Genomic DNA, 21561 nt, shown 5'->3' on the forward strand with positions numbered 1-21561 from the left:
CTCTTTTGAGTTCCTTACTCTTGGGGTTACTCTCTATAAATTCAGTTAATTCTTCCAAGTCTTTGCTTTGATTTCTTCTTCTCTATTTTTCCACAAATCATTTAGGATTGCTATATTACTAGATAAATAAAATTCTTACAACTGAATAGACTCCCACTCAAACGCTTCCGTAAAGCGCGATAAATGCCTAACATTAGTCGTAGCCACCACCACATAACGACTAGGAAACTCTTCCTTCAACAACTCCCAATGAGCGCAAATAATCGCATCAGCATCAATACTTATAGCATTTGCCATCGCTTGCCCCTGTAAACGCGACTTTGCCCAAATATCCGAAGCCGTAATCAAAACCTGTGGCGTAACTGGCAAAAATTCAACAAACTCATGCAACTCATCTAAAGCTGCTAATGGTTGCGATCGCTTCTCAAAACGCATCGATTCAAGTACCAGATTTCGCCTTACTTCATAATCGCAAATATCTGAACTAACAATATATACACCCTTAGCCAACAAGCCGTACAACCAATTTTCACAGGCAAGAACTTGATCGCGCTTATTAGGATTAGACAGTAATCCAATTACCCCTGAATCTAAAAAGACGATCATAGGTAAAGCTTTGCATCATCAGGGCGATCGCTATTAATGCTTACCTTAAAACGTTCAAAAGCAAGCTCCGCGTCTTGAATATCTACTTCAGACATTTGAGCCAGCCTTTGTCTTCTTTTCTCCAAAAACTTCATAGCCAGACTTACCTGAGTAGGCTTTTCCCAATCAGGATAACTCTTTAACCTATTCCGAAATGTTTCAGGCGAAACCCGCAAAATTTTATCGGCAAGCATTTCAAATCCTCCAAAGATTATCAAGCTATCAACCATCGATATCAGTTTAACCGATCCCACGAAATGCTCACTTCCAAGCTTAGACTAAAATCTGCTCATGCGTGTCTGCATCTTCCCAATAAAGACAGCTACCATCATTATCAATAGTAAAGTTACTACGTTCCCTAGTAGCCACTCCCTTTAATGTTGGCAAGGAATCAAAAGGAACCTCTAACTTTTCCATAGAACAGCTAAGAACTAATAAGCGATCGCCTATCACTCTTGCCTCAGCAATTAGTTGGTCTTTCGCTTCCGTAGTCACATCATTACTTACCGTTTTTAAGAAACTAGATCATCACCTGTCGCGATCGCTAATTCTTGCAAACGCTCTTGCTGATCCTTCGAGATACAGCTTTGAATTACTTCTTCCAGATCGCCTTCTAAAATTGGAGGCAAAGTAAAGTTTTGCCCCAGACGATGCTCGGTTAAGCGGCTGTCTTTGTAATTGTAAGTGCGAATTTTTTCAGAGCGAGAACCTGTGCCGACCTGCGATCGCCGCATTGAGGTAATTTCGGCTTGCTGTTCACGCAATTTTATTTCATAGAGCTTAGCGCGTAAAATCTGCATCGCTCGCTCTTTATTTTGTAACTGCGATCGCTCCTCAGTACAAAAAATTCTAATTCCCGTTGGTTTGTGGAATAGGTCGGCGGCTGTTTCCACCTTGTTTACGTTTTGACCACCAGCACCACCCGATCTTGCGGTGGACATTTCAATATCTTTTGGATCGATATGTACCTCAACCGCATCTACTTCAGGCATCACTGCTACCGTAGCCGTTGAAGTATGCACCCGCCCTTGCGACTCAGTAGCAGGTACACGTTGCACCCGATGCACACCTGACTCGAACTTAAGCTTGCTATAAACGCGATCGCCCTGTACCTCAATGATGGCTTCTTTAAAGCCACCCATTTCCGCGAGGGTTTCACTGACCATCTTGACTCGCCAGCCTTGACGCTCTGCGTAGCGTGTGTATAGACGCACCAAGTCACCCGCCCAGATGCCAGCCTCATCGCCACCCGTCCCCGCACGAATTTCCAACATGATGTTTTTGTCATCATTAGGATCTTGGGGCAAGAGGAGAATCTGTAATTTCTGCTCTAAATATTCCAATTTAGCTGCTAAATCTGCAACTTCTAGCCCTGCCATCTCCTTAAACTCAGGATCATGGGACTCCTTGAAGATTTCTTGCGCTTCCTTATAGTCCTGATCTGCTTTACGAAAAGCCTCATAGGTCAAAACCGTTTCTTCGAGAGAAGCACGCACCTTAGCAATGCGCTGAAACTCGCCGTGATCGGTCGCCACGTCAGGATCACCCATCCGACGAGTCAGTTCATTGAAGGTTTGTTCAACCGATTGAAGTTTCTTAATTAGATAAGCAGCAGGCATTTTTTATGCGTCTTTAGCGTTTTCATCAAACATGCCGTATTTACGCAAGAAGCGCTCTACACGACCTTCAGTGTCAATAATCTTTTGTGTACCTGTATAGAAGGGGTGATTGCCCGACCATACGTCAACATTAATTTCAGGATGAGTAGAACCAATGGTTGCTACTACTTCGCCGTTGCAAATTACTTTTGCTTCGGGATACCACTTGGGGTGAATTCCAGCTTTAGGCATAGTCTTAGCTATAAAAATCAAAAATTAAGCTTTTCTAGACTAACACAGAAGCTAACAATTAGAAATATCTAAATTTTAAAATGCTGTTTTGCAATATTTTTTGTACTTATGGCAAAGCCCTTACATCGCTTTGCAGCTAAACCTGAACGTCGAGAAATTTTTTAAAAGCTTTGCAAGATAAGGCTTTTAAAAAATTTCTCGGCGTTCGTTTGATGGGAAATTGCTTGAAATAGGCGGGAAAGTGAGAGACTTAACAGTGATGAATTGCAAACAATTGAGCTACAAGTTTGAAACAACGATCTTCAAAGCGGTCTTCCTATTGGCAAATGCGAGATTACGTTTATCCGCAACGTTTTCTGATTGCTAAAGCATTTTTATGCACTTTAGTTTTTATTGGCACGATGCCTTTGCTTGCAGAATTATTGGGGCGCGTCGCACAGGCTCTAGGCAAAGGTGATGTCAACGCCATTTTGCAGATTGCTGCTTTCACTGTAGTCATGTTTGTATTTCGAGGCTTGGGTCAGTATGGGCAGGACTCCATGATGGCGCAAGCGGCGCTAAACGCAGCAAGGGATCTGCGCGTTGATGTGTATAGCCATTTGCAAACCCTTGATTTGGACTATTTTGCCGAATCGCGCACTGGGGACTTGTCCTATCGCCTCACCGAAGATATTGATCGCATTGGCGAAGTTATCGGCAAATTTTTTCATCAATTTGTGCCGTCAGTATTGCAATTGATTTTTGTATTGGCGTACATGATCTATTTGAATTGGATTTTGACGCTGACCACTCTGGCGGTTGCGCCTTTGATTGCTTTGTTAATTGCATGGTTTGGCGATCGCATGTTGAGCCTCAGCCGCCGCAGTCAAGACCAAGTTTCTAATCTCGCCGCCCTCTTATCCGAAACCTTTAGCGGCATTCGCCTTGTTCGTGCTTTTGCCACCGAATCCTATGAAATCGAGAGATTTAAAGAGGAATCAGAACAAAATAGCCGCCGTAAATATGCTGCCGATCGCGTCCGAGCGATTCAATACCCCGTAGTTGGCTTTTTGGAAGCCGCAGGAATCTGCTTTTTGTTTTTATTAGGAGGTTGGCTAATCTCTAACAACTGGCTCAAGCCAGAGCAGTTTGTTGCTTTTGGGGCAGGGGTAGCGCTACTAATTGACCCGATCGCGAATACCACCAATAGCTACAACGAACTCAAGCAAGCGGAAGCTTCTGTTGATCGTATTTTCGAGATGTTTGAAATTCAGCCTGTCGTCACTGAAAAGCCTAACGCGATCGCCCTTCCTGAAGTCACAGGCAAAGTCGAATATATTAACGTTGGCTTCCATTATCAAAGCGATCGCTCAGTTCTTACGGACATCAATCTGATAGCTAATAAAGGCGAAGCGATCGCTTTAGTTGGTGCATCAGGGGCTGGGAAATCCACATTAATGAATTTGCTAATGCGCTTTCATGATGTCAACTCTGGACAAATTCTTATTGATGGCTATGACATTCGCGATGTCCAAATTAAAAGCCTTCGTAATCAATTAGCTCTCGTTCCCCAAGAAAATATTCTCTTCTCAGGAACCATTGCCTCTAACATCGCATTTGGTCAGAAAGATTATGATGCCCAAGCAGTGGAGAATGCGGCAAAAATTGCCAATGCCCATGACTTCATTATGGAACTTCCGCAAGGTTACGATACTTGGGTAGGAGAAAGAGGAGTAAATCTCTCAGGCGGTCAGCGTCAGAGAATTTCCATCGCTAGAGCCGTTCTCCATAATCCTAAAATCTTGATCCTTGATGAAGCGACTTCTGCTCTCGATACTGAGTCAGAAAGCCTTGTCCAAGAAGCCTTACAGCGCTTAATGGAAGGACGCACAGTATTCATCATCGCGCACCGCTTAGCGACGATTAGAAATAGCGATCGCATTATCGTGTTAGAACAAGGTCAAATCGTCGAATCGGGAACCCATGATGAATTGCTGCAAAAATCAGGACGTTATGCTCAGCTACATTCTCGCCAATTTGATACTATAGGCTAAAGGCTCCTAATGTTGTGTAACGGTAATTTGCCATGATCTTCATTAACCCTAAAATAGATTTTGCTTTCAAAAAAATCTTCGGCTCCGAAGATAGCAAAGATATTTTGATCAGCTTTCTCAATGCCCTAATTTATGAAGAGCAGCCCGTCATTCAAGATTTAGAAATCCTAAATCCTTACCTAGCACCAAAAATTCGCGGCGTTAAGGATACCTATCTCGATATCAAAGCCAGAATTAAAGAAACTGATGGTAGCGATCGCACTGTGATCATTGAGATGCAAGTCTTAAACGTAGAAGGCTTTGAAAAGCGGATTTTGTACAATGCTGCCAAGTCCTATTCCACGCAACTTACCTCAGCCCAAAGCTACAATCTTCTTAATCCAGTCATAGCTCTGACAATTACCGATTTTGTGATGTTCTCCGAACTTGGTAACGTCATCTCAAGATTTATTCTTAAAGAAAAAGACTATCTCATCGACTACCCCATTTATGACATTGAACTAATCTTTGTAGAATTGCCAAAGTTTAAAAAGCAGTTGCCAGAGCTAAAAAATATTGTCGATAAGTGGCTTTATTTTCTTAATCAAGCGCGATCTCTGTCTGAAGTTCCTGAAGTCATAGGGGCAGTTCCCGAAATCAAAAAAGCTTTTTATATCGCTAATCAGGCAAATCTCACCCTTGATGAATTAGAAGATCAAGAAAAAAGTGAGATCTTTATTCAAGATCAGCGTGGTGCGATCACTAAAGCTATCAAGGACGGTCTTCAACAAGGCATTCAGCAAGGTATCCAACAAGGTATTCAACAAGGTATTCAACAAGGTATTCAGCAAAGTACGCTTGAAATGGCTAGAAAAATGTTGAATCTTGTAGACGATCGCACGATTTGTCAAATTACTGGTTTATCGATCGCGGAGTTAGAAGCTTTAAAAGCCTCAAACCTTTAGCGTAGTATGATTAAAACCTTGTGATTTCACAAATTTATAGTTAACAAAAATTTTAAGTAACTTTTTAGAATGTCTCAAAGCCAACCCAATTTAGCGACCCTTTTAGAAAGAGGCGTTGTCGAAATATTTCCTAATAGCGAATCTGACAACTTGCGCGATCGCATCCAAAAGAGCGATCGCCCCCTTCGTATTAAACTAGGTATTGATCCCACCCGTCCTGATCTGCACCTCGGACATACAGTAGCCCTGCGAAAATTACGTCAATTTCAAGATGCAGGACATAAAGCAGTCTTAATCATTGGTGACTTCACTGCTCAAATCGGTGATCCCACAGGTCGCTCAGAGGCGCGTCCCCGTCTCACACCTGAAGAAGTTGCTTACAATGCTGAAACCTATCTCGATCAGGCTAAGAAGATTCTGGACTTTTCTAGCGATCGCTTCGAGTTGCGTCGTAATGGCGAATGGTTAAATAAACTTGATTTGCAGCAAATTATCAACTTACAGGCAAGTATGACTGTCGGTCAGATGTTCGCCAAAGAAGGCTTTAGCGATCGCTACGACAAAGGCAATCCTATTTACCTACATGAATTTCTCTATCCACTTTTGCAAGGTTATGACTCCGTAGCGATCGACTCCGATGTGGAGCTAGGCGGTACTGATCAAAAGTTTAATATTCTGGTCGGGCGCGACCTGCAACTTAAAGACTCCAATCGTCAAGGTAAGCCAGCACAGTTTGGACTACTGCTGCCCTTACTGGTCGGGTTAGATGGCGTTCAAAAAATGTCTAAATCCCTTGGCAACTATGTTGGGCTTACCGACGAGCCATTGAGTATGTATTCTAAACTCGAAAAAGTTCCCGATGCTCTAGTTGACAAATATTTCGAGCTACTTACGGATATTGATCTTGCCACTCTCCCCGAAAATGCTCGCGAAAAGCAAAAACAACTAGCTTTAGCGATCGTTGGTCAATACCATAGTCCTGAAGCAGCACTACAAGCTCAACAGGATGCTGAAAAAATTGTGCTGGCAGGTAATACTACCGATCTTGGTGATATTCCTGAATTTGACCTCGCTCAAATTAATTTTCCTGCGCCTTTGCATTATCTAGTTAAGGCTTCGGGACTCTGCAAAAGTAACAGTGAAGCCCAAAGCCAAATCAAAAATGGTGCGGTGAAGCTTGATGGGGAAAAATTAGGCGATCGCACCTTTGCCAATGTTGAAGAATTATCAGGTAAGGTCTTACAAGTCGGCAAGAAAAAATTTCTACGATTGACAATCCTTTTGCAGTAAATAATACAAGCTAAAAAATAGGTGTGAGAAACTTGGTTTCTCACACCTATTTTAAAAAATACTAGAAATATTGATTCCTATATTACTTGTCGTCTTCCTTCCGCTCTCTATCCTTAAGTTGTGCTCTTAATGCTGCTAGAGTTTCTCTGATAGATTTAGCTGTATCATCTTGCAATAAAGCATTGATGATTGCACGAGCTTTAACTGCATCAGGTCCTGTACCTTGAGAAGTGATGACAAGACCATCAATTAATTGATTCCAAGCAGTAATGGCTTGGAAAAATTTAGTCCCATCAACCGCCGCAACTCCAATGGTTTCGGATGGTGTAGCGTTGTTCCCAAAAGGAATCAATAAAGTTAGAGCTGTAACCAATTGTCTTGCTGGTCTGCCATCACTTAAGTCCAGACCCAAACTTGTTAGTTTAGCGATTAAGCTTGATTGAGATTTCTGGATTTCAGGGCTGTTAAAGCTGACTTTGCCTTTATCTCCAGTTAACAAGAACACAAAGTCTTGGATAGCTGGATTGCTTTGAGCTAAGGGATTTAAAATTGGTAAGCTGTTGGCATTAAGTTCACCAAGAATGAGCCTTTGTCCTTCAATGGTAATAAACACCTTGAGCCTTGACATATTGTCAAACACACGAATGTTGTCAGAGTTACCAAAGGTTCCTCCCAGATTAGAACCACCCAGATTTGCTTGACCCGCAAAAGCTGGCAAACTACCTGTAAAGCACAGAGCCGAAGCAAGAATTGGGAAGATTATTTTTTTCATAAAGTTGTCTGAGTTGTGTGACAGTTTGATTTACCGAAATCTAGCATCTATAGCTTTGGTTAGATGCTAGATTGTCATGAAAATATCAGTTACTTGCGACCTGAATAGTTGAAGCCGTAGCTGATTCCAAATATAACCTGAGTCCCAGCGTCACTATTATTGGTGACATCAGAGTAAGTCAAGGTCAAGTTAAGAGGAACTGTAGGATCGGGTAAGAAACCTAAACCAAAGTTCAAACCTTGACCAGACCACGCGGTACTAACGCCCCACTGAGGATCGAATTGATAGCCAAGGTTAGCAAAAATTCCAACACCATCTCTACTGGTAGATTTGCGATACACACCACCACCAACACCAACAGTTGCAATTAGAGGTTTAGGGCTATCCAAGTTATCAGGATCGGTCAACTGGGAGATAGTAGCAGCGCCATATACTGAGGATCTAACCCCACCCGCATCACGACCATAGTTAGCAAAGTTTGTCCAACCAACTGCAACCCCTACCTGTCTGTAGAAATCTTCATACACCAGACGGTGAACCTTCAAGTCAAAGGAGCCGTTAGAGCCAAAATTACGAATACTAGTCATGTTGAAGACACCTTCAACCGCAAAGTATTGGCTAGCATTACCTAAACCAGTACCTACCGAGATGCTGCCATCAACGGTGTCTCTTTGCTTACCAGCAGTAGAACCAAATACACCAATAAAGGCATCACCTGTTTCTAGACCGAAACCAACAGGAGTACCCGCATTTAACGAGGGTGTGTAGATGCGCTTAATGAAGACGTTTTGAGTCTGAGTGTTGATCGGGCGAATCAATAATTGATTGCGAAGAATGTCAGGAGAGGTTGATGTTGAAGTACCCGACTGAGCGATAACTGGATCTGCTGACTTGGCAATATCTACAAGATTTTCATCGGTCTTGGTAGATATATTGATTGACGAACTGGTCTTAAAAGATAAGGGAATATCGGAAATGCTGGGCTGAGATTTCTGTAAATCTTTAGCAGAGATACTAGTCTTATTTTCAGCAACAGTAGACTGAGCTGCTACCTCACTAACTTGCCCAATTCCACCAAGACCAACGATACCACTAGCAAGTGCTAGTAATAAAGTCTTTATACTAGAGACTTTCTTTAACATTTATTGTAATCCTCACCCACAAGCTAACTTTGCTGAAATTGTGTACTTTTGACTTTGAATTAAGACTTCAGAATTGCGATTGTTTCTTAGTGAAACAATATACCCTATTTTTACTGTAGCACGTACACCTTTAAGCTTAAAGTCTTATTAACTGCTTTATATTGTCTATAGTGACTTAATTGGTAATTTTAACTGCTATTTAACTTGGAATAGAAGGGTTTGAGCATGTAAACTTCATTCAAACCTTTAAACTTGCGGATTCTGAGACTATTTAAATCCTTATAAAGCAATAACAATAAGTCTCAAAATAAAAAACTCGAATTAACTTATAGGGGCTAAAAGTAAGCAAACAAGTTGACAATCTTAAAATATTACAATCGTTTAATCATAACTATTTCTAATCATATTTCAATCCTACTTTAGAAAATAGTTGGGAATAATTGAAATCCTTACTCAGTAATCTTTAAAAGGTATTGATAATTAATTTAATAGCCCCAAATTTATATCGTCAAACTAGTTAAGCGAATAGTTTTACAGTCTATTGGTACTTAATCATAGATTATTAGGCACGGGAGGTAGATATTGAGCTTTGGTAAACCCTTTACTAAGAAATTACGGGCTGAGTTAAATGCAGTTTTACGATCACCTCATAATTTATTGCCTGCTAACACAAGTCTTTTAGTTGCAGTTTCAGGAGGACAAGATTCTTTATGTTTAGCCAGTTTGTTGCGGATGCAACAGGTTAAATTTAACTGGCGTTTGACAATTGCTCATTGTGATCATCAGTGGCGAGATGATTCGATTGCTAATGCTGAGCATGTCCGCCAAATTGCGAGTAATTGGGATCTTAATTTTTGTTTAAGAAAAGCGGAAATTGCCCCCAAAAGTGAGGCGATGGCGAGGGAATGGCGCTATGCCATGCTAGGAGAAATGGCAGATATTTATAATTGTGAATACGTGGTGACTGGACACACTCGTAGCGATCGCGTGGAAACTTTGTTGTATAACTTAATGCGCGGCAGTGGGGCAGATGGTTTAGCCTCTTTGAATTGGCAGCGATCGCTAACGGACAAAATTAAATTAGTACGTCCTTTACTCAATGTCAGCCGTCGGGATACTGCCGAATTTTGTCGCGAGAATCAGATCTCGATTTGGGAGGATAGCACTAATCAAAATCTGGACTATCGGCGTAATCGCCTACGGTTGGAGACGATTCCCTATTTGCAAGCCAATTTTAATCCGCAGTTAGAAGTGGCGATCGCCCAAACCTCGGAACTTTTACATGGGGATGTGATGTATTTAGAGTCACAGGCGCGTAAATTTTTTGAGGATGAGATATCGGTGTTTTGGAGCGATCGCTCTCCGCGATTGCATCGACAGCTTTTGCTAGAGCAACCCTTGGCTTTGCAAAGAAGAATTGTGCGGCAATTTCTAGGTTGCTATTTAATGCATCAGGTTAATTTTGAGGATATAGAGAGATTTTTAGCATTATTCACCGCCCAAAACCGATCGCAAAGCGCACCTTTTAAGGGCAATATTACGGCTTATGTGGAGCATCCTTGGATTATTCTTAACATCCCCGAAGCTTGAGACCAAGACTTCCAATGCTTTGCGCCCAAACCAAAGAACCAAATTTTTGATGGCGAGGCGAAGCCTCTCTATCAAAAATTTGGGATTCTTTGGTTTGGGGATTATTTGCCGCCCAGAGCGATCAAGGCGAAAAAGCTGCCACTGTTCCAGAGGCAATGTAAAAGCATTGAGGATAAGAGATTACCCGATCGCCAATAGACAAAACCCATCACCATGCCTAAAACCGTAAGTGGGATAATATCCGCAATATTTAAGTGAGCGAGAGCAAAGAGAAATCCACTTAAAGAGATCGCGCCCCACACAGGTAAAGACTTGGTGAGCGAAGGTAGCAAAAATCCTCGAAACAAATATTCTTCAAAAAAGGGTGCAGCGATCGCCAAAGTTGTCCAGAGGATAAATTTTGGTAAATTATTTTGACTATCCACGAGGATCGGTAATAAGGGATTGCCCCCCCCTTGACCATGCAAAAATTTTTGGCTAATTACGGAAACTAATAGAACTAGAGGAACCGCCGCAAAATATCCTAAAATGCCCCATCCTAACCATGTGGGTGGAAAGAGTTGAAAGCTAAACCAGCGATCGGGCAAGGGTTGATAAGCGGATAGGCTGGCTTGCAAGATCGGCAGCATTGGTAAAACCGACAACACATAGGGAATTAGAACTAAGAGAGATTGTAAAGTGAAGTCTTCAGTGGCGCGGGACTGTAAGCCCAATAGTTCAAAAAGTAGGGGTAAAACTAACTGGGTAACTAGACAAAAAGCCGAAAACCAGAGAACCATCACTTCCCAAGTTTTATCAATTCCCCAAGGTACTTGCCATTGAGTGAGAGGAGCAGTTTGATCTAATTTATTTGCTGATTCATTTTTAGAGGGATTATAAAAAGGAGAAGCTTTGCGAAAGAAAATCCATTGAATTAGTAGTCCTAGCCAAACCAAAATGCCCATACCGCCCCCAGCAAGAGGAATAGAGTTAACAATCAGGAGACGATTAAGGGCTGCATTGACTTCTATTTGAAACTGCTGTTCTATTTCTGGGATTTTTTCATTTCTTTGTTGAGATTCGTAGAGTTTTGATAGAGCTAACTTACGATACCAACCATCAAGGGTACGGCGAAGTTGAGGTTCGGCATTGGGAAAGAGGAGGACTGGTTCTGACCATAGCCCTTTGAGAATTTTTGCCGTTAGCCCATGAGTAGACATCGTCTCTCCCTCTAGATCGCTAACACTATTCCATGTGGCGATCGCCCCTTGCAGATCGCCAGTTTGCACTTGCAGCAAACCCATGCGAACGCTAATTTCACTGATGCTACCCTGTTTCTTTTTCCTTTGTTTGGTGATAAGGAGAGAATCTTCGGTGTCGTTATCTGAGGATTGAGATAGGCGATCGAGGCGAGTTAATACTGACTTATTGGCTTTGAGGACTTCTTGATAACTACCGAGAGCTTGAGTATAGATATTTTGCGGCTTGGCATCGCCAATGAGATTACGGAGGAGATCATCCGTCGCGTTATTGGGAGCTTGATCCTGTACTTGCGATGCTTGCAGGATCAAGTCCGTTTGCAATAAATCTAATTTGGTTTGTTCTTGAGGATTGTTCCAACTGGCTTGCAAAGTCAGCACAATAAATAAAATAGACAATAAGCTGAGAATGCTTAGTAACAATGATTTAGCATTCAAAGATTTATCACTCAACGGCTTAGAATCCATTCTTTTATAGGTAGATGGCGGCATGGCTTAGGCATCGCTCATCCTATCATTTCGATCCTGTAAATCGCAAACCCGCAATTCCTAAGACGATTAGACCAATAAAAATAAATCGCGGTAAGTCTTTGGGTTCTCCCAGCCAGAGGGAACCAACGATCGCTGTGCCAACTACGCCAATACCTGTCCAAACGGCATAGCCTGTGCCGACGGGCAAGGTCTTGAGGGCTTGAGCAAGCAGAATAAAACTGGCGGTAAGGGTGGAAAGGGTGATGAGGCTTGGAATGGGTTTAGTGAAGCCATCGGTATATTTGAGGTTGCTTGCCCAGATGACTTCCAATAGTCCTGCAATAATTAAATAAATCCAATCCATTATTTCACTCAATTTTTCATCAACTATAGCCAAAATCCCATGAGGTTGAGCGGCAAAGCCGCTCAACCTCATGGGGAAAAGAAGAAGCAAAGGCTTTAGTTCTTTAGGTGGACGGCTTAGCGCCAAGGCAAAAATTGGCTAGCCAAAAGGGGGGACAACACTTTCGTGAATTAAAAACTAAACCCAATAAGGATTTTAAAAGCACTAAATGGCGTAGCTATTTAGTGCTTGGGTATTGGTGGTGAAATTTGGTAATGCAATACAAAATGCTCTTTCTAGGTTTTCCCACTCGTGCTTCGATCTAGATATTCGATATATATCTGTGGTCACTTGCATTAGAACAAATCAAAACCTAAGAAGCTAGTTGCGGCGCGAAGCGCCGCAACTAGCCTTCTAGTTTTGTGTCCTAACAAGAATGGCAACAGCTATAGTTATACAAAAGTGCAAAAGAGTCGTCATAATTTTGCACTTTGCCGTTATTTTTTAAGAACAAACAATAAAACCATTTGAGGTGAGGAGTGGCGATGCAGGATTGGTTTCAGGTTTCCTTGCGATTGTCGATCGCTTGTTTGGTGGTAGTTGGTGGTGCGATCGCTGTCGATGCTGCGCCTCAAAGTAAAACTCCAAGTAAAACTCAAATTAAAAATAGCCCAACTAAAGTCTCCAATAAAAGCCCTGATAAAACTCAAAGTAAACAGGCGATCGGCAAAAATGCGCCTGTGTCGAAAAAAAGTGAAGACAGCGCAGTTAATCAGGCGAAATATTTACGTTTAGACTCTCAAGTTAACTCTCCAAAGTCGATTTTCCTAGCGCAAGAGACATCAGACAGCAATCTCCGCCAAAATCTCAAGATCGATCCCCTGCCGACGGTTACGCCCCCTGCGGTAAATGCACCGAGCTTGGGTTTTGGCATTCCTAGTGCCTTTGGAGCAAGCTGGGGCGATGCCTTTGTTTCGGCGGCGATCGCTACGGCGGGTAAGTCTCGCGATGGTCAAGTGGATGGCAGCATCAGTACAGGGTTTGGTGTGGGAGATGCCCGAAACGCTGTCGGTCTAGAGGTTGTCTACAATATGGGTAGCATCCGAAACTTTGGCTCAAATGGGACTTTTGATGCGAAGTTACACCGTGTAGTTTATAGCGAGGGCGCAACCCAGATAGCAGTGGCGGCGGGTTGGGATGCCTTTGCTCAGTATGGCAATGAAGGGGTAAGACCTTCATCCGCCTATGGGGCGGTGAGCAGCTATACGCTATTGCAGCCCAATGACTCATTTAATAAGATGCCCATTTCTTTTACGCTAGGAGCGGGTGGCGGTAATTTTAGGAGGGGCAATGCGAGTACGGGTGTATTCGGAGGCGTTGGTTTACAGGTGCATCCACAGATAGGCTTAGGGGCAGCTTGGAGTGGTGTGGGTTTAAATTTAGGTTTTTCCTACGTTCCTGTTACTTCAATTCCTCTCACCATCTCCATTTCAGGATTAGATCTTACTGATAATTCGATTGGTGGCAGGGTTTTACTTTTTGGTGTTAGCTATGGGTTTAATTTCTTGCCGACAAAATAGTGCCAAAACTAAAAATGGCTACGCCATTCTTAGTTTTAAAAACCTTAAAGGGTTTGCATTTTAATTCATAAAAGTGTTGTCCCACTTTCGTGAATTGGTAGAAGACGAATCTCCATTGCCCAATTCATTACTTCCTACAAAATTATGTCTAAAATCAAACCCTTTCTAATCGCGCTCAGTTTACTTCCCCTTTCCTTGGGTGCTTTTCAAATCGCCGCCCTTGCCCAGACGACACAAATTTTGTCGCCTAGTAAGGGGCTAGCAGGTTCGGCTAGTGGCAACAATGGGCTGAGTATTCTTTATAAGAATAATTATCTTGAGAAAACGGTCATCCTCACCGAAGCCCAGCAACTTGCTTTAAATGACGCGGCTCAGGCGCTGGTAGGTATTTTGAAGAGTGGTAGTGATACTGCCAAGCTGGTAACCATTCTCGGCTTGCAGACTAGTAATTTAAATTTAGATGCTGCTTTAGCGTTATTTGAAAATAAGAAAATAATCTATAAGGATCTGGTTGCTTCTGAGAACATCACCATCAAAGCTGGGGATAAAACTCTTATATTAAGGCGATCTAAATATCAAGATCCTCTCGCGGCGGCGGCGGCGGCGGCCGCAATTTTGGAGGCGGGGGGAACGATTGAGCAAGCCGAACTAGCCGCATCTCTCGCAGGTACTGGAGCCGATCCCCAAGCCTGTATGAGGCTAGTAGCAGCGTTGAGTGGATTATTCGCTAATCTTGACATAGCCAGCCTTCCCTCCACTAAGCTAACGGCTTTGTTTGATAACCCATTACTAACTGCAACAGGAATTAAAACTAAATCCATCGATGACAAAAATTTCCTTATCGCTCAAACCCGTGCGGCTGTCCAAGTCGATGCCAATAAGCTGAATAAAGCCCTTTTGGCTTATAACGAAGTCATCGACAAGAGCAACCCTAAAGCCGTCGCCAATCTTGCTAAAAACGAAGACTTCAAACTGATCGGTCAAAATCTTCGCCAGCTAAGAGCCTCCATTCGCTAGAACCCAAGCTCCTATGCTGTCAAGATTAAAATTACTCCTAATTACGGCGATCGCCGCCCCTACAATCGCCATCCTCACAATCTCCGCCATCGCGATCGCTCCGATCGCGATGGCAATACCTGCGATCGCACAGACAACCTCACGCCCTGAAGCAGATCGTTTACTAGAGCTAGGTAAACAACAATATCGTAGCGACCAGTTTGAGGCGGCGATTGAGTCTTGGCAAAAAGCTCTGGCGATCTATCGAGTCATCAAAGATAAAGAGGGTGAAGGCAAAGCCCTCGGTAACATCGGTAGTGCCAACGACGCACTGGGCAAATATGACCAAGCGATCGCCTACCATCAACTTGCCTTAGCAATTGACCGAGAACTTAAAGACCGTAAGGGAGAGGGGATATCTGTCGGCAATCTTGGTAATGCCTATAATGCACTTGGTAACTACAATAAGGCGCTCGAATATTACCAACAGGAACTAGCGATCGCTAAGGAGATCAGCGATCGCCAAGCAGAGGGAGCCGTATTAGGTAAATTAGCGATCACCTATGAAACCCTTGGTAAATACGAACGCGCGATTGAACTTTTTGGGCAGGAACTAGCGATCGCAAGGGAAATCAATGATCGCCAAGCCGTATTCATGGCTTTAGGAAATCTGGGGCTTGCCTATAAAGCCCTCGGCAACTATGGCAAAGCCCTTGAATCTCATCAAGAGTCCCTAGCGATCGCCAGATTGCTCAAAAATCGCCAAAGTGAAGGCATCGCCTTGGGAAATCTAGGCAATACCTATAAGTCTCTTGGCAACTATGGCAAGGCAATCAAGTTTCACCAAGAGTCTTTAGATCTTTTACGACAAACCAAGGATCGGCTGGGTGAGGGAGCCGCCTTAGGCAATCTGGGCAATGTTTTCTTTGCGGTGGGGAACTACAACAAGGCGATCGAATATCAGCAAAACGCTTTAAAAATCCTACGGGAAATTAAAGATCGACTCGGAGAGGGTGTCGCACTAGATAATCTTGGTAATGCCTATCGGGAATTGGGAGACTTTGACAAGGCGATCGCTTATCAGCAACAGTCTTTAGAAATCAAACGGGCGATCGGCGATCGCTTTGGCGAACGGGTCGTAATTGGCAATTTAGGCTTTGCCTATACCTCTCTGAGCGATTATGCCAAGGCTTTTGCCTATCAACAGCAGTCCCTAGCGATCGCCAAGAAACTCAAGGATCGTGATGGTGAAGGTATTTCCTTCGACAATCTGGGTTATTTATTTGCCAAACAGAACCAACTCGAACTTGCCATTCTCTATTACAAGCAAGCGGTCAATGTTAGAGAATCCATCCGCAAAGATATTAAAAATCTCAATAAAACCGAGCAGCAATCCTATACCAACACCATTGCTGGTAGTTATCGCCGCCTTGCCGACTTGCTAGTCAAACAGGGGCGCGTCATGGAAGCTCTGCAAATTCTCGATCTGCTCAAAATCCAAGAATTAGAAGACTATCTCAAAAATATCCAAGGGAACGATCGCACTTCGCAAGGGGTGCGGATATTAGAACCAGAGCGAGTAGTTAGCGATCGCCTATTAACCCTTAGCTTTGAGAAAACTGCGGAACTTAATCGCAGTCTAGCAAGCCAAATTCGGCAATTACCCAATTCTGAAATAAACAGGGTTCCTGAATACCTGCAAAAGCTGCCTCAAGGTCATGTGCTGCTCTATCCGATGATCCTTAGCGATCGCCTTGAGATTGTTCTCTTTTCTCCTAATTCCTTGCCGATCCATCGCGCCGTGGCGATCGCCCAAGCCGACTTGAGCGAGCTAATTCAAGATTTTAAGTCTGACTTGCAAGATTTCACCTCTGAGGATGCCAGAGATTCAGGCTATCGTCTTTACAAGCTGTTGATCGAGCCAATTGAAGGCGACTTAGTGGCAACCAAAGCAAAGACAATTCTCTATGCCCCCGATCGCCAACTGCGTTATATTCCCCTTGCCGCGCTTTACGATGGCAAAAATTGGCTGATCGAGCGATATCGAGTGAGTAATCTGATCGCCTATAGTCTTAGCGATTTTAGTCCGAAGCCTAAAATTGCCCATAGTATTCTCGCGGGAGCCTTTGGCGGCAAAAATGGCGAGTTGAAGTTTGGACAATATGGCATCCCGGCCACGATTAATGAGATTCGGGCGATCGTGCGATCGCAGCTAAACTCTACTGCTCTAGAAGAAAATACCTTCAGTCGCCAAGGCATAGAATCGCGACTGAAACAGCACAATATTCTCCATCTTGCTACCCATGCCGAATTCAATACAGGTAGCCCCAATAATTCGCGCATCTTCTTTGGCAATGGCGATATTCTCAATTTAGGGGAAATATCAGCTCTGCCTTTACAAAATATTGACTTAATTGTCTTGAGTGCCTGTCAGACAGGGGTGGGCAAGCTGGGTAATGGTGTCGAAATTTTAGGTTTTGGCTATCAAGTCCAAAAAGCAGGCGCAAAAACAGCGATCGCTTCGTTGTGGTCAGTGGACGATCGCGGCACGCAGGCTCTTATGGAGGCTTTTTATCGCGAACTCCAAAAAGGGAATTTGACTATTTCCGAAACTTTGCAAAGCGCCCAACTAAAAGCGATCGGCTCTACTAAGTTTAATCACCCCGCCTACTGGTCAGCCTTTTTCATTATTGGCAATGGTCTATAACAACAGAGAGGCGGCGCGAAGCGCCGCCTCTCTGTACATTGCTGCCGTTAAATAAAGAAAGGGCTACGCCATTTCTTTATTTGGTATAAAACGCGCAAAACGTTGAATTATTTTCGTAATGAGAGCGAACTTAGGACTACGCTTACAGAACTTAGAGCCATCGCTAAACCAGCGATCGTCGGATTGAGGGTAATCCCAAAATTAGGATAGAGAATCCCTGCGGCGATGGGAATCGCAAGGGTGTTATAGGCGAAAGCCCAGAATAAATTTTGGCGAATTTTGCTAAAAGTAGCGCGGCTAAGCTCGATCGCAGGGACGACATCGCTAATATCATGGCGCATCAAAACGATATCTGCCGTTTCCATTGCCACATCGGTTCCTGAACTGAGGGCAATGCCAACCGTCGCACTGGCTAGGGCGGGAGCATCATTCACGCCATCGCCCACCATCGCTACACGCTGACCACTTGCCAATAAGTTTTGGATTGCCGCCGCTTTGCCGTCGGGCTTGACTTCGGCGATCGCCCGTTCTGGGGGAATGCCTAGCTGTGAGGCGATCGCGATCGCCGTTTCTTGTCGATCGCCTGTGAGCATCCAGACCTGTAAACCCATCGCTTCGATTTGACGTACTACATTTGCCGCTTCAGGCTTGAGGCGATCGCGGATGGCAATCAGTCCTAATAGCCGACCATCCACAGCCACAAAAATAGGAGTCTTGCCTAATTCCGCCAATTGCTGCGATCGCGTTTGCATCTCTTCAGTAATTACCACAAGGCGATCGCCCAACCATTCACCATTGCCCACGAGAATTTTTTCGCCCTTGCTGAGTGTGGCTTCTACGCCGCAACCCATCACAATTTGCGAAGAAGCGGTAGGCAGGAGTGCCAAATTTAAATCTTCGGCTTTAGCGATTGTAGCTGCGCCGAGAATGTGATTTGCGCCCACCTCCGCACTCGCAGCAATTTGCAAAACCCGACGAGCCGAATCAGGAATTTCGCGATCGCCTAAACTTTTGAAAGTAGTTTGCTCGACCATCGTGCGCCCGAACACCAATAAATCATTGGTGATTACATCGGTTACCTCTGGCTTGCCTGTCGTTAAAGTCCCCGTTTTATCAAAAACAATCGCCGAAAGTTGATCGATCTTTTCCAGACTTGCGCCGCCCTTAATCAAAATTCCCCGCTCTGCGCCCAAGCCCGTCCCCACCATAATGGCTGTCGGCGTAGCTAATCCCAGCGCACAGGGGCAAGCCACCACCAGCACGGCGATCGCTAAGCGTAAGCTAAAGATCAATTCTGTATGGAGTAGTCCATACCAAACGATAAAGGTTAAAGCGGCGATCGCCATGACCGCATAGGCAAAATATCCCGCCACGCGATCGGCTAAAAATTGAATTGGGGCTTTGCTCGCCTGTGCCGACTCCACGAGGGAAACAATTCTTGCCAAGGTCGTATCCGAACCAGTTTGAATCACCTTGATCGTCATTGCTCCCGTCAAATTGAGAGTAGCTCCCGTCACTTGCGCCCCCACCTGTCTATGCACAGGCATTGATTCGCCTGTGAGCATCGACTCATCAATGCTGGAGCTACCGCTAATAATTTCGCCATCCACAGGAATTTTTTCTCCCGGAAAGACCACGATGCGATCGCCCACCTGCAAATCTTCTACCGCCATCGGTACTTGGATCTCGCCATCCGCACCATTGACTAATAATCTGGCGCTAGGAGGCTGTAACTCCATCAAGGCGCGAATTGCTTGCGAGGCTTTGCCCTTGGCTCTTTCTAACAAAGCTTGTCCTAACAGCACAAACCCCAACAGCATCACAGGTTCTTCAAAAAAGCATTGCCAATTTAATTGGGGTACAAATAGGGCGATCGTACTTGCTAAATAAGCCGAAATTGTCCCTAAACCCACAAGGGAGTTCATGTTAGGGGCGCGATACCAGAGAGATTTCAAGCCATCCCACCAGATCGGGCGACCAATCCATCCCAAGGCGATCGTCGAGACTACCCAATGGGCGTACATATTGCCAATCAAGGGCAAATCAGCGATACCAATTAAGCCCACATGCCCCACGATTGCTAAACCAACTAAAAAGGCAGGAATCGCTAATTCGGGCGTAATTCCTAACCAAAGTTTGGGAGATTTGGCAAAAGCTGCGCCTGTTAACGCATCCCCAGATTTGGGTGAATGTTTGGCGCGATCGCCTTTCTCAATCAGTGTGGCTCGAAAGTTCGCCTTGGCGATCGCCTCAATTAACTGTGGTGCTAACTCCTGCGGCGAATGGTCATTGCCATAGATCACCGTTGCCTTTTCGGTTAATAGATTGACACTAGCGGCAAGTACGCCCTTGCAGCCAAGCAGGCGCTTTTCGACCACAGCCACACAGCCAGCACATTTCATGCCAGCGATCGCTAGAGTCAAGGAGCTAGATTCCACTTTCGGGGTTGCTACTACTGATTGAGTTACTGTCACAAACTTGTTTCCCAAATTTATTTCCACATTTATGGCTACACAGCCACTGTACTTTTTTAGCAAAAAAACAGCTAGTACTAAAAGCTGATAGCCACAAAGCAGTACATAGGGTTAGCATATACGCAAATCTAGTTTGATAGATTGGGTAATTATTCGGATACAAAGTCTAAATGCATTGGCTTTAGTCTAATTTTCTTGCTCTGGGTGATAGCAATCTCAAATGAATCAGTCGCAAGACAAGATGCTTAAGGACTTTGCTCCCTAGGACGTAGATTCTCTAAATGATTTAGGATTGCTATAGGTGACTGTTAAACTTTAAAGATATTTCGGTTAAGTTAAGGAAAATAGTGTTATCTACTATTCATCCTAGCCCCTAAATCTAGGTAATTTATGCAAAATATCTTCAGACCCTAAATCTTAGCAAGGCTTTACCGACTGACTAGTATTTACGATGAGTATTCGCACTAATTAACAAAAAGATAAAAACTTAGAGATTTTTATCAATACTCTTGTCAAAAATTTACTAGATTTTTAGACTTGCCCCAATGGTTCAAAATTCTCTGACACTGAGTTAGCTAATGTCCATTTCTGACAGCGAGTTTTCTATTCATTTTTGGGGTGTACGTGGAAGTATAGCCACCCCAGGTCCTAGCACAGTGCGCTATGGAGGCAATACTCCTTGTGTAGAAATACGCTGCCACGGTGAGCGTATTATTTTTGATGGGGGAACGGGTATCCGAGTCTTAGGACAGCATTTACTCAAGCAGATGCCTGTAGAAGCGAGTATCTTTTTTACCCATAGTCACTGGGATCACGTTCAGGGATTTCCTTTTTTTACGCCAGCTTTTGTTAAGGGCAATAAGTTTAAGATTTACGGCAAAGTTGCGCCCACGGGACAAACGATGCAGGAACGTCTCGAAGAACAAATGCATCATCCCAACTTTCCTGTACCACTGCGAGTGATGGGTTCTTGTATGGATTTCTTTGATGTCAAAGTGCCGAGTGTAATGGATTTGGGGCATGGGGTTACAGTGGAGGCGGGAGAACTCAATCACCCTGGGGAAGCCACGGGCTATCGAGTAAGTTGTGGCGATCGCTCGGCTGTATATGCCACGGATACGGAGCATTTTGAAAATCGCCTCGATGATAATTTAGTTTATTTGGCGCGTAATGCTGATGTGTTGATTTTAGATGCGACTTACTCCGATGAGGAATATTGGTCAAGTACAACGCCAAAACTGGGTTGGGGACATTCCACTTGGCAAGAGGCGATTAAGGTGGCGGAGGCTGCCAATGTCAAAACCCTTGTAATTTTCCACCATGATCCTTTGCATAGTGATGATCAATTAGATGAGGTTGGTCGATTAGCTAAGGAAAAGTTTGCGGGTACGGTGATGGCGAAGGAAGGTATGTGTATTTCTATTCCGATTCGCGCCGATGCTAAGCCTTTAGTCCAAGTAATCTAGAACTTAGAAATGGCTGTGCC

The 21561-nt window shown here is 43.9% G+C and carries 18 protein-coding genes; 8 read left to right on the top strand and 10 right to left on the bottom strand.

Features of this window, described 5'->3' with window-relative positions; all coding sequences use genetic code 11:
* Positions 1-135 precede the first annotated feature (135 nt).
* From H6F42_RS17245 to rpmE, 5 genes are all read right to left on the bottom strand, one after another.
* A complete protein-coding gene (locus tag H6F42_RS17245; protein WP_190400612.1) occupies positions 136-606 on the bottom strand; it encodes a type II toxin-antitoxin system VapC family toxin in 471 nt (156 codons plus the stop codon).
* Positions 603-839 (bottom strand): hypothetical protein, encoded by a 237-nt coding sequence (locus H6F42_RS17250; RefSeq protein ID WP_190400613.1) that lies wholly within the window; start codon positions 837-839, stop codon positions 603-605. The genes H6F42_RS17245 and H6F42_RS17250 overlap by 4 nt, the downstream gene beginning before the upstream one ends.
* A 79-nt stretch (positions 840-918) precedes the next feature.
* A complete protein-coding gene (locus H6F42_RS17255; RefSeq protein ID WP_190400614.1) occupies positions 919-1140 on the bottom strand; it encodes a DUF2442 domain-containing protein in 222 nt (73 codons plus the stop codon).
* Positions 1141-1157: 17 nt separating this feature from the next.
* Positions 1158-2264 carry a peptide chain release factor 1 gene (gene prfA / locus H6F42_RS17260; protein ID WP_190400615.1) on the bottom strand — a complete coding sequence of 369 codons (1107 nt, stop codon included), beginning with the start codon at positions 2262-2264 and terminating at the stop codon, positions 1158-1160.
* Between the two features lie 3 nt (positions 2265-2267).
* On the bottom strand, positions 2268-2495 hold the full coding sequence (gene rpmE / locus H6F42_RS17265; RefSeq protein WP_190400616.1) for a 50S ribosomal protein L31: 228 nt from the start codon (positions 2493-2495) through the stop codon (positions 2268-2270).
* Between the two features lie 326 nt (positions 2496-2821).
* Between rpmE and H6F42_RS17270 the strand changes: the two genes are divergently transcribed.
* The 3 genes from H6F42_RS17270 (at position 2822) to tyrS (ending at position 6762) form a co-directional block, all read left to right on the top strand.
* Positions 2822-4528: an ABC transporter ATP-binding protein gene (locus tag H6F42_RS17270; protein ID WP_190400617.1), complete on the top strand. Its 1707-nt coding sequence runs from the start codon at positions 2822-2824 to the stop codon at positions 4526-4528.
* A gap of 32 nt (positions 4529-4560) precedes the next feature.
* Entirely contained in the window at positions 4561-5472 is a 912-nt protein-coding gene (locus H6F42_RS17275; RefSeq protein WP_190400618.1) for an Rpn family recombination-promoting nuclease/putative transposase, read from the top strand.
* Positions 5473-5541: 69 nt separating this feature from the next.
* On the top strand, positions 5542-6762 hold the full coding sequence (tyrS, locus tag H6F42_RS17280) for a tyrosine--tRNA ligase (RefSeq protein ID WP_190400619.1): 1221 nt from the start codon (positions 5542-5544) through the stop codon (positions 6760-6762).
* 82 nt (positions 6763-6844) lie between these two features.
* On the opposite strand, the gene H6F42_RS17285 is transcribed toward tyrS, so the two are convergent.
* Both H6F42_RS17285 and H6F42_RS17290 read right to left on the bottom strand, forming a co-directional pair.
* Entirely contained in the window at positions 6845-7534 is a 690-nt protein-coding gene (locus H6F42_RS17285) for a hypothetical protein (RefSeq protein ID WP_190400620.1), read from the bottom strand.
* An 89-nt stretch (positions 7535-7623) separates the two neighbouring features.
* Positions 7624-8676 carry a hypothetical protein gene (locus H6F42_RS17290; protein WP_190400621.1) on the bottom strand — a complete coding sequence of 351 codons (1053 nt, stop codon included), beginning with the start codon at positions 8674-8676 and terminating at the stop codon, positions 7624-7626.
* Positions 8677-9258: 582 nt separating this feature from the next.
* Here H6F42_RS17290 and tilS point away from each other — a divergent pair.
* The gene (gene tilS / locus H6F42_RS17295; RefSeq protein ID WP_190400622.1) at positions 9259-10266 is read left to right on the top strand and encodes a tRNA lysidine(34) synthetase TilS; all 1008 of its coding nucleotides are present in this window, start codon (positions 9259-9261) and stop codon (positions 10264-10266) included.
* Between the two features lie 101 nt (positions 10267-10367).
* Here tilS and H6F42_RS17300 read toward each other — a convergent pair whose 3' ends face one another.
* Both H6F42_RS17300 and sugE read right to left on the bottom strand, forming a co-directional pair.
* Positions 10368-11996, bottom strand: coding sequence for a type II CAAX endopeptidase family protein (locus H6F42_RS17300; protein WP_190400623.1), 1629 nt, complete (start codon positions 11994-11996; stop codon positions 10368-10370).
* A gap of 22 nt (positions 11997-12018) precedes the next feature.
* Positions 12019-12339 carry a quaternary ammonium compound efflux SMR transporter SugE gene (gene sugE / locus H6F42_RS17305; RefSeq protein WP_190400624.1) on the bottom strand — a complete coding sequence of 107 codons (321 nt, stop codon included), beginning with the start codon at positions 12337-12339 and terminating at the stop codon, positions 12019-12021.
* A 524-nt stretch (positions 12340-12863) separates the two neighbouring features.
* Between sugE and H6F42_RS17310 the strand changes: the two genes are divergently transcribed.
* From H6F42_RS17310 to H6F42_RS17320, 3 genes are all read left to right on the top strand, one after another.
* Complete coding sequence (locus H6F42_RS17310; protein WP_190400625.1) at positions 12864-13898, top strand: hypothetical protein; 1035 nt, start codon at positions 12864-12866, stop codon at positions 13896-13898.
* 144 nt (positions 13899-14042) lie between these two features.
* Positions 14043-14915: a hypothetical protein gene (locus tag H6F42_RS17315; RefSeq protein WP_190400626.1), complete on the top strand. Its 873-nt coding sequence runs from the start codon at positions 14043-14045 to the stop codon at positions 14913-14915.
* A gap of 13 nt (positions 14916-14928) precedes the next feature.
* On the top strand, positions 14929-17601 hold the full coding sequence (locus H6F42_RS17320) for a tetratricopeptide repeat protein (RefSeq protein ID WP_190400627.1): 2673 nt from the start codon (positions 14929-14931) through the stop codon (positions 17599-17601).
* A gap of 107 nt (positions 17602-17708) precedes the next feature.
* Here H6F42_RS17320 and H6F42_RS17325 read toward each other — a convergent pair whose 3' ends face one another.
* Positions 17709-20075 carry a heavy metal translocating P-type ATPase gene (locus tag H6F42_RS17325; protein WP_190400628.1) on the bottom strand — a complete coding sequence of 789 codons (2367 nt, stop codon included), beginning with the start codon at positions 20073-20075 and terminating at the stop codon, positions 17709-17711.
* 578 nt (positions 20076-20653) lie between these two features.
* On the opposite strand from H6F42_RS17325, the gene H6F42_RS17330 reads away from it, so the two are divergent.
* Positions 20654-21541, top strand: coding sequence for an MBL fold metallo-hydrolase (locus H6F42_RS17330; protein ID WP_190400629.1), 888 nt, complete (start codon positions 20654-20656; stop codon positions 21539-21541).
* The last annotated feature ends 20 nt before the right edge of the window (positions 21542-21561 follow it).

It is taken from the genome of Pseudanabaena sp. FACHB-1998 (assembly GCF_014696355.1).
Taxonomy (GTDB): Bacteria; Cyanobacteriota; Cyanobacteriia; order Pseudanabaenales; family Pseudanabaenaceae; genus Pseudanabaena.

What these genes read in the sequence shown, in the direction of transcription:
- H6F42_RS17245 (WP_190400612.1), bottom strand. Translation starts at nt 606, where the DNA reads ATGATCGTCTTTTTAGATTCAGGGGTAATTGGATTACTGTCTAATCCT.
- H6F42_RS17250 (WP_190400613.1), bottom strand. Translation starts at nt 839, where the DNA reads ATGCTTGCCGATAAAATTTTGCGGGTTTCGCCTGAAACATTTCGGAAT.
- prfA (WP_190400615.1), bottom strand. Translation starts at nt 2,264, where the DNA reads ATGCCTGCTGCTTATCTAATTAAGAAACTTCAATCGGTTGAACAAACC.
- rpmE (WP_190400616.1), bottom strand. Translation starts at nt 2,495, where the DNA reads ATGCCTAAAGCTGGAATTCACCCCAAGTGGTATCCCGAAGCAAAAGTA.
- H6F42_RS17270 (WP_190400617.1), top strand. Translation starts at nt 2,822, where the DNA reads ATGCGAGATTACGTTTATCCGCAACGTTTTCTGATTGCTAAAGCATTT.
- H6F42_RS17275 (WP_190400618.1), top strand. Translation starts at nt 4,561, where the DNA reads ATGATCTTCATTAACCCTAAAATAGATTTTGCTTTCAAAAAAATCTTC.
- tyrS (WP_190400619.1), top strand. Translation starts at nt 5,542, where the DNA reads ATGTCTCAAAGCCAACCCAATTTAGCGACCCTTTTAGAAAGAGGCGTT.
- H6F42_RS17285 (WP_190400620.1), bottom strand. Translation starts at nt 7,534, where the DNA reads ATGAAAAAAATAATCTTCCCAATTCTTGCTTCGGCTCTGTGCTTTACA.
- H6F42_RS17290 (WP_190400621.1), bottom strand. Translation starts at nt 8,676, where the DNA reads ATGTTAAAGAAAGTCTCTAGTATAAAGACTTTATTACTAGCACTTGCT.
- H6F42_RS17300 (WP_190400623.1), bottom strand. Translation starts at nt 11,996, where the DNA reads ATGCCGCCATCTACCTATAAAAGAATGGATTCTAAGCCGTTGAGTGAT.
- sugE (WP_190400624.1), bottom strand. Translation starts at nt 12,339, where the DNA reads ATGGATTGGATTTATTTAATTATTGCAGGACTATTGGAAGTCATCTGG.
- H6F42_RS17310 (WP_190400625.1), top strand. Translation starts at nt 12,864, where the DNA reads ATGCAGGATTGGTTTCAGGTTTCCTTGCGATTGTCGATCGCTTGTTTG.
- H6F42_RS17315 (WP_190400626.1), top strand. Translation starts at nt 14,043, where the DNA reads ATGTCTAAAATCAAACCCTTTCTAATCGCGCTCAGTTTACTTCCCCTT.
- H6F42_RS17320 (WP_190400627.1), top strand. Translation starts at nt 14,929, where the DNA reads ATGCTGTCAAGATTAAAATTACTCCTAATTACGGCGATCGCCGCCCCT.
- H6F42_RS17330 (WP_190400629.1), top strand. Translation starts at nt 20,654, where the DNA reads ATGTCCATTTCTGACAGCGAGTTTTCTATTCATTTTTGGGGTGTACGT.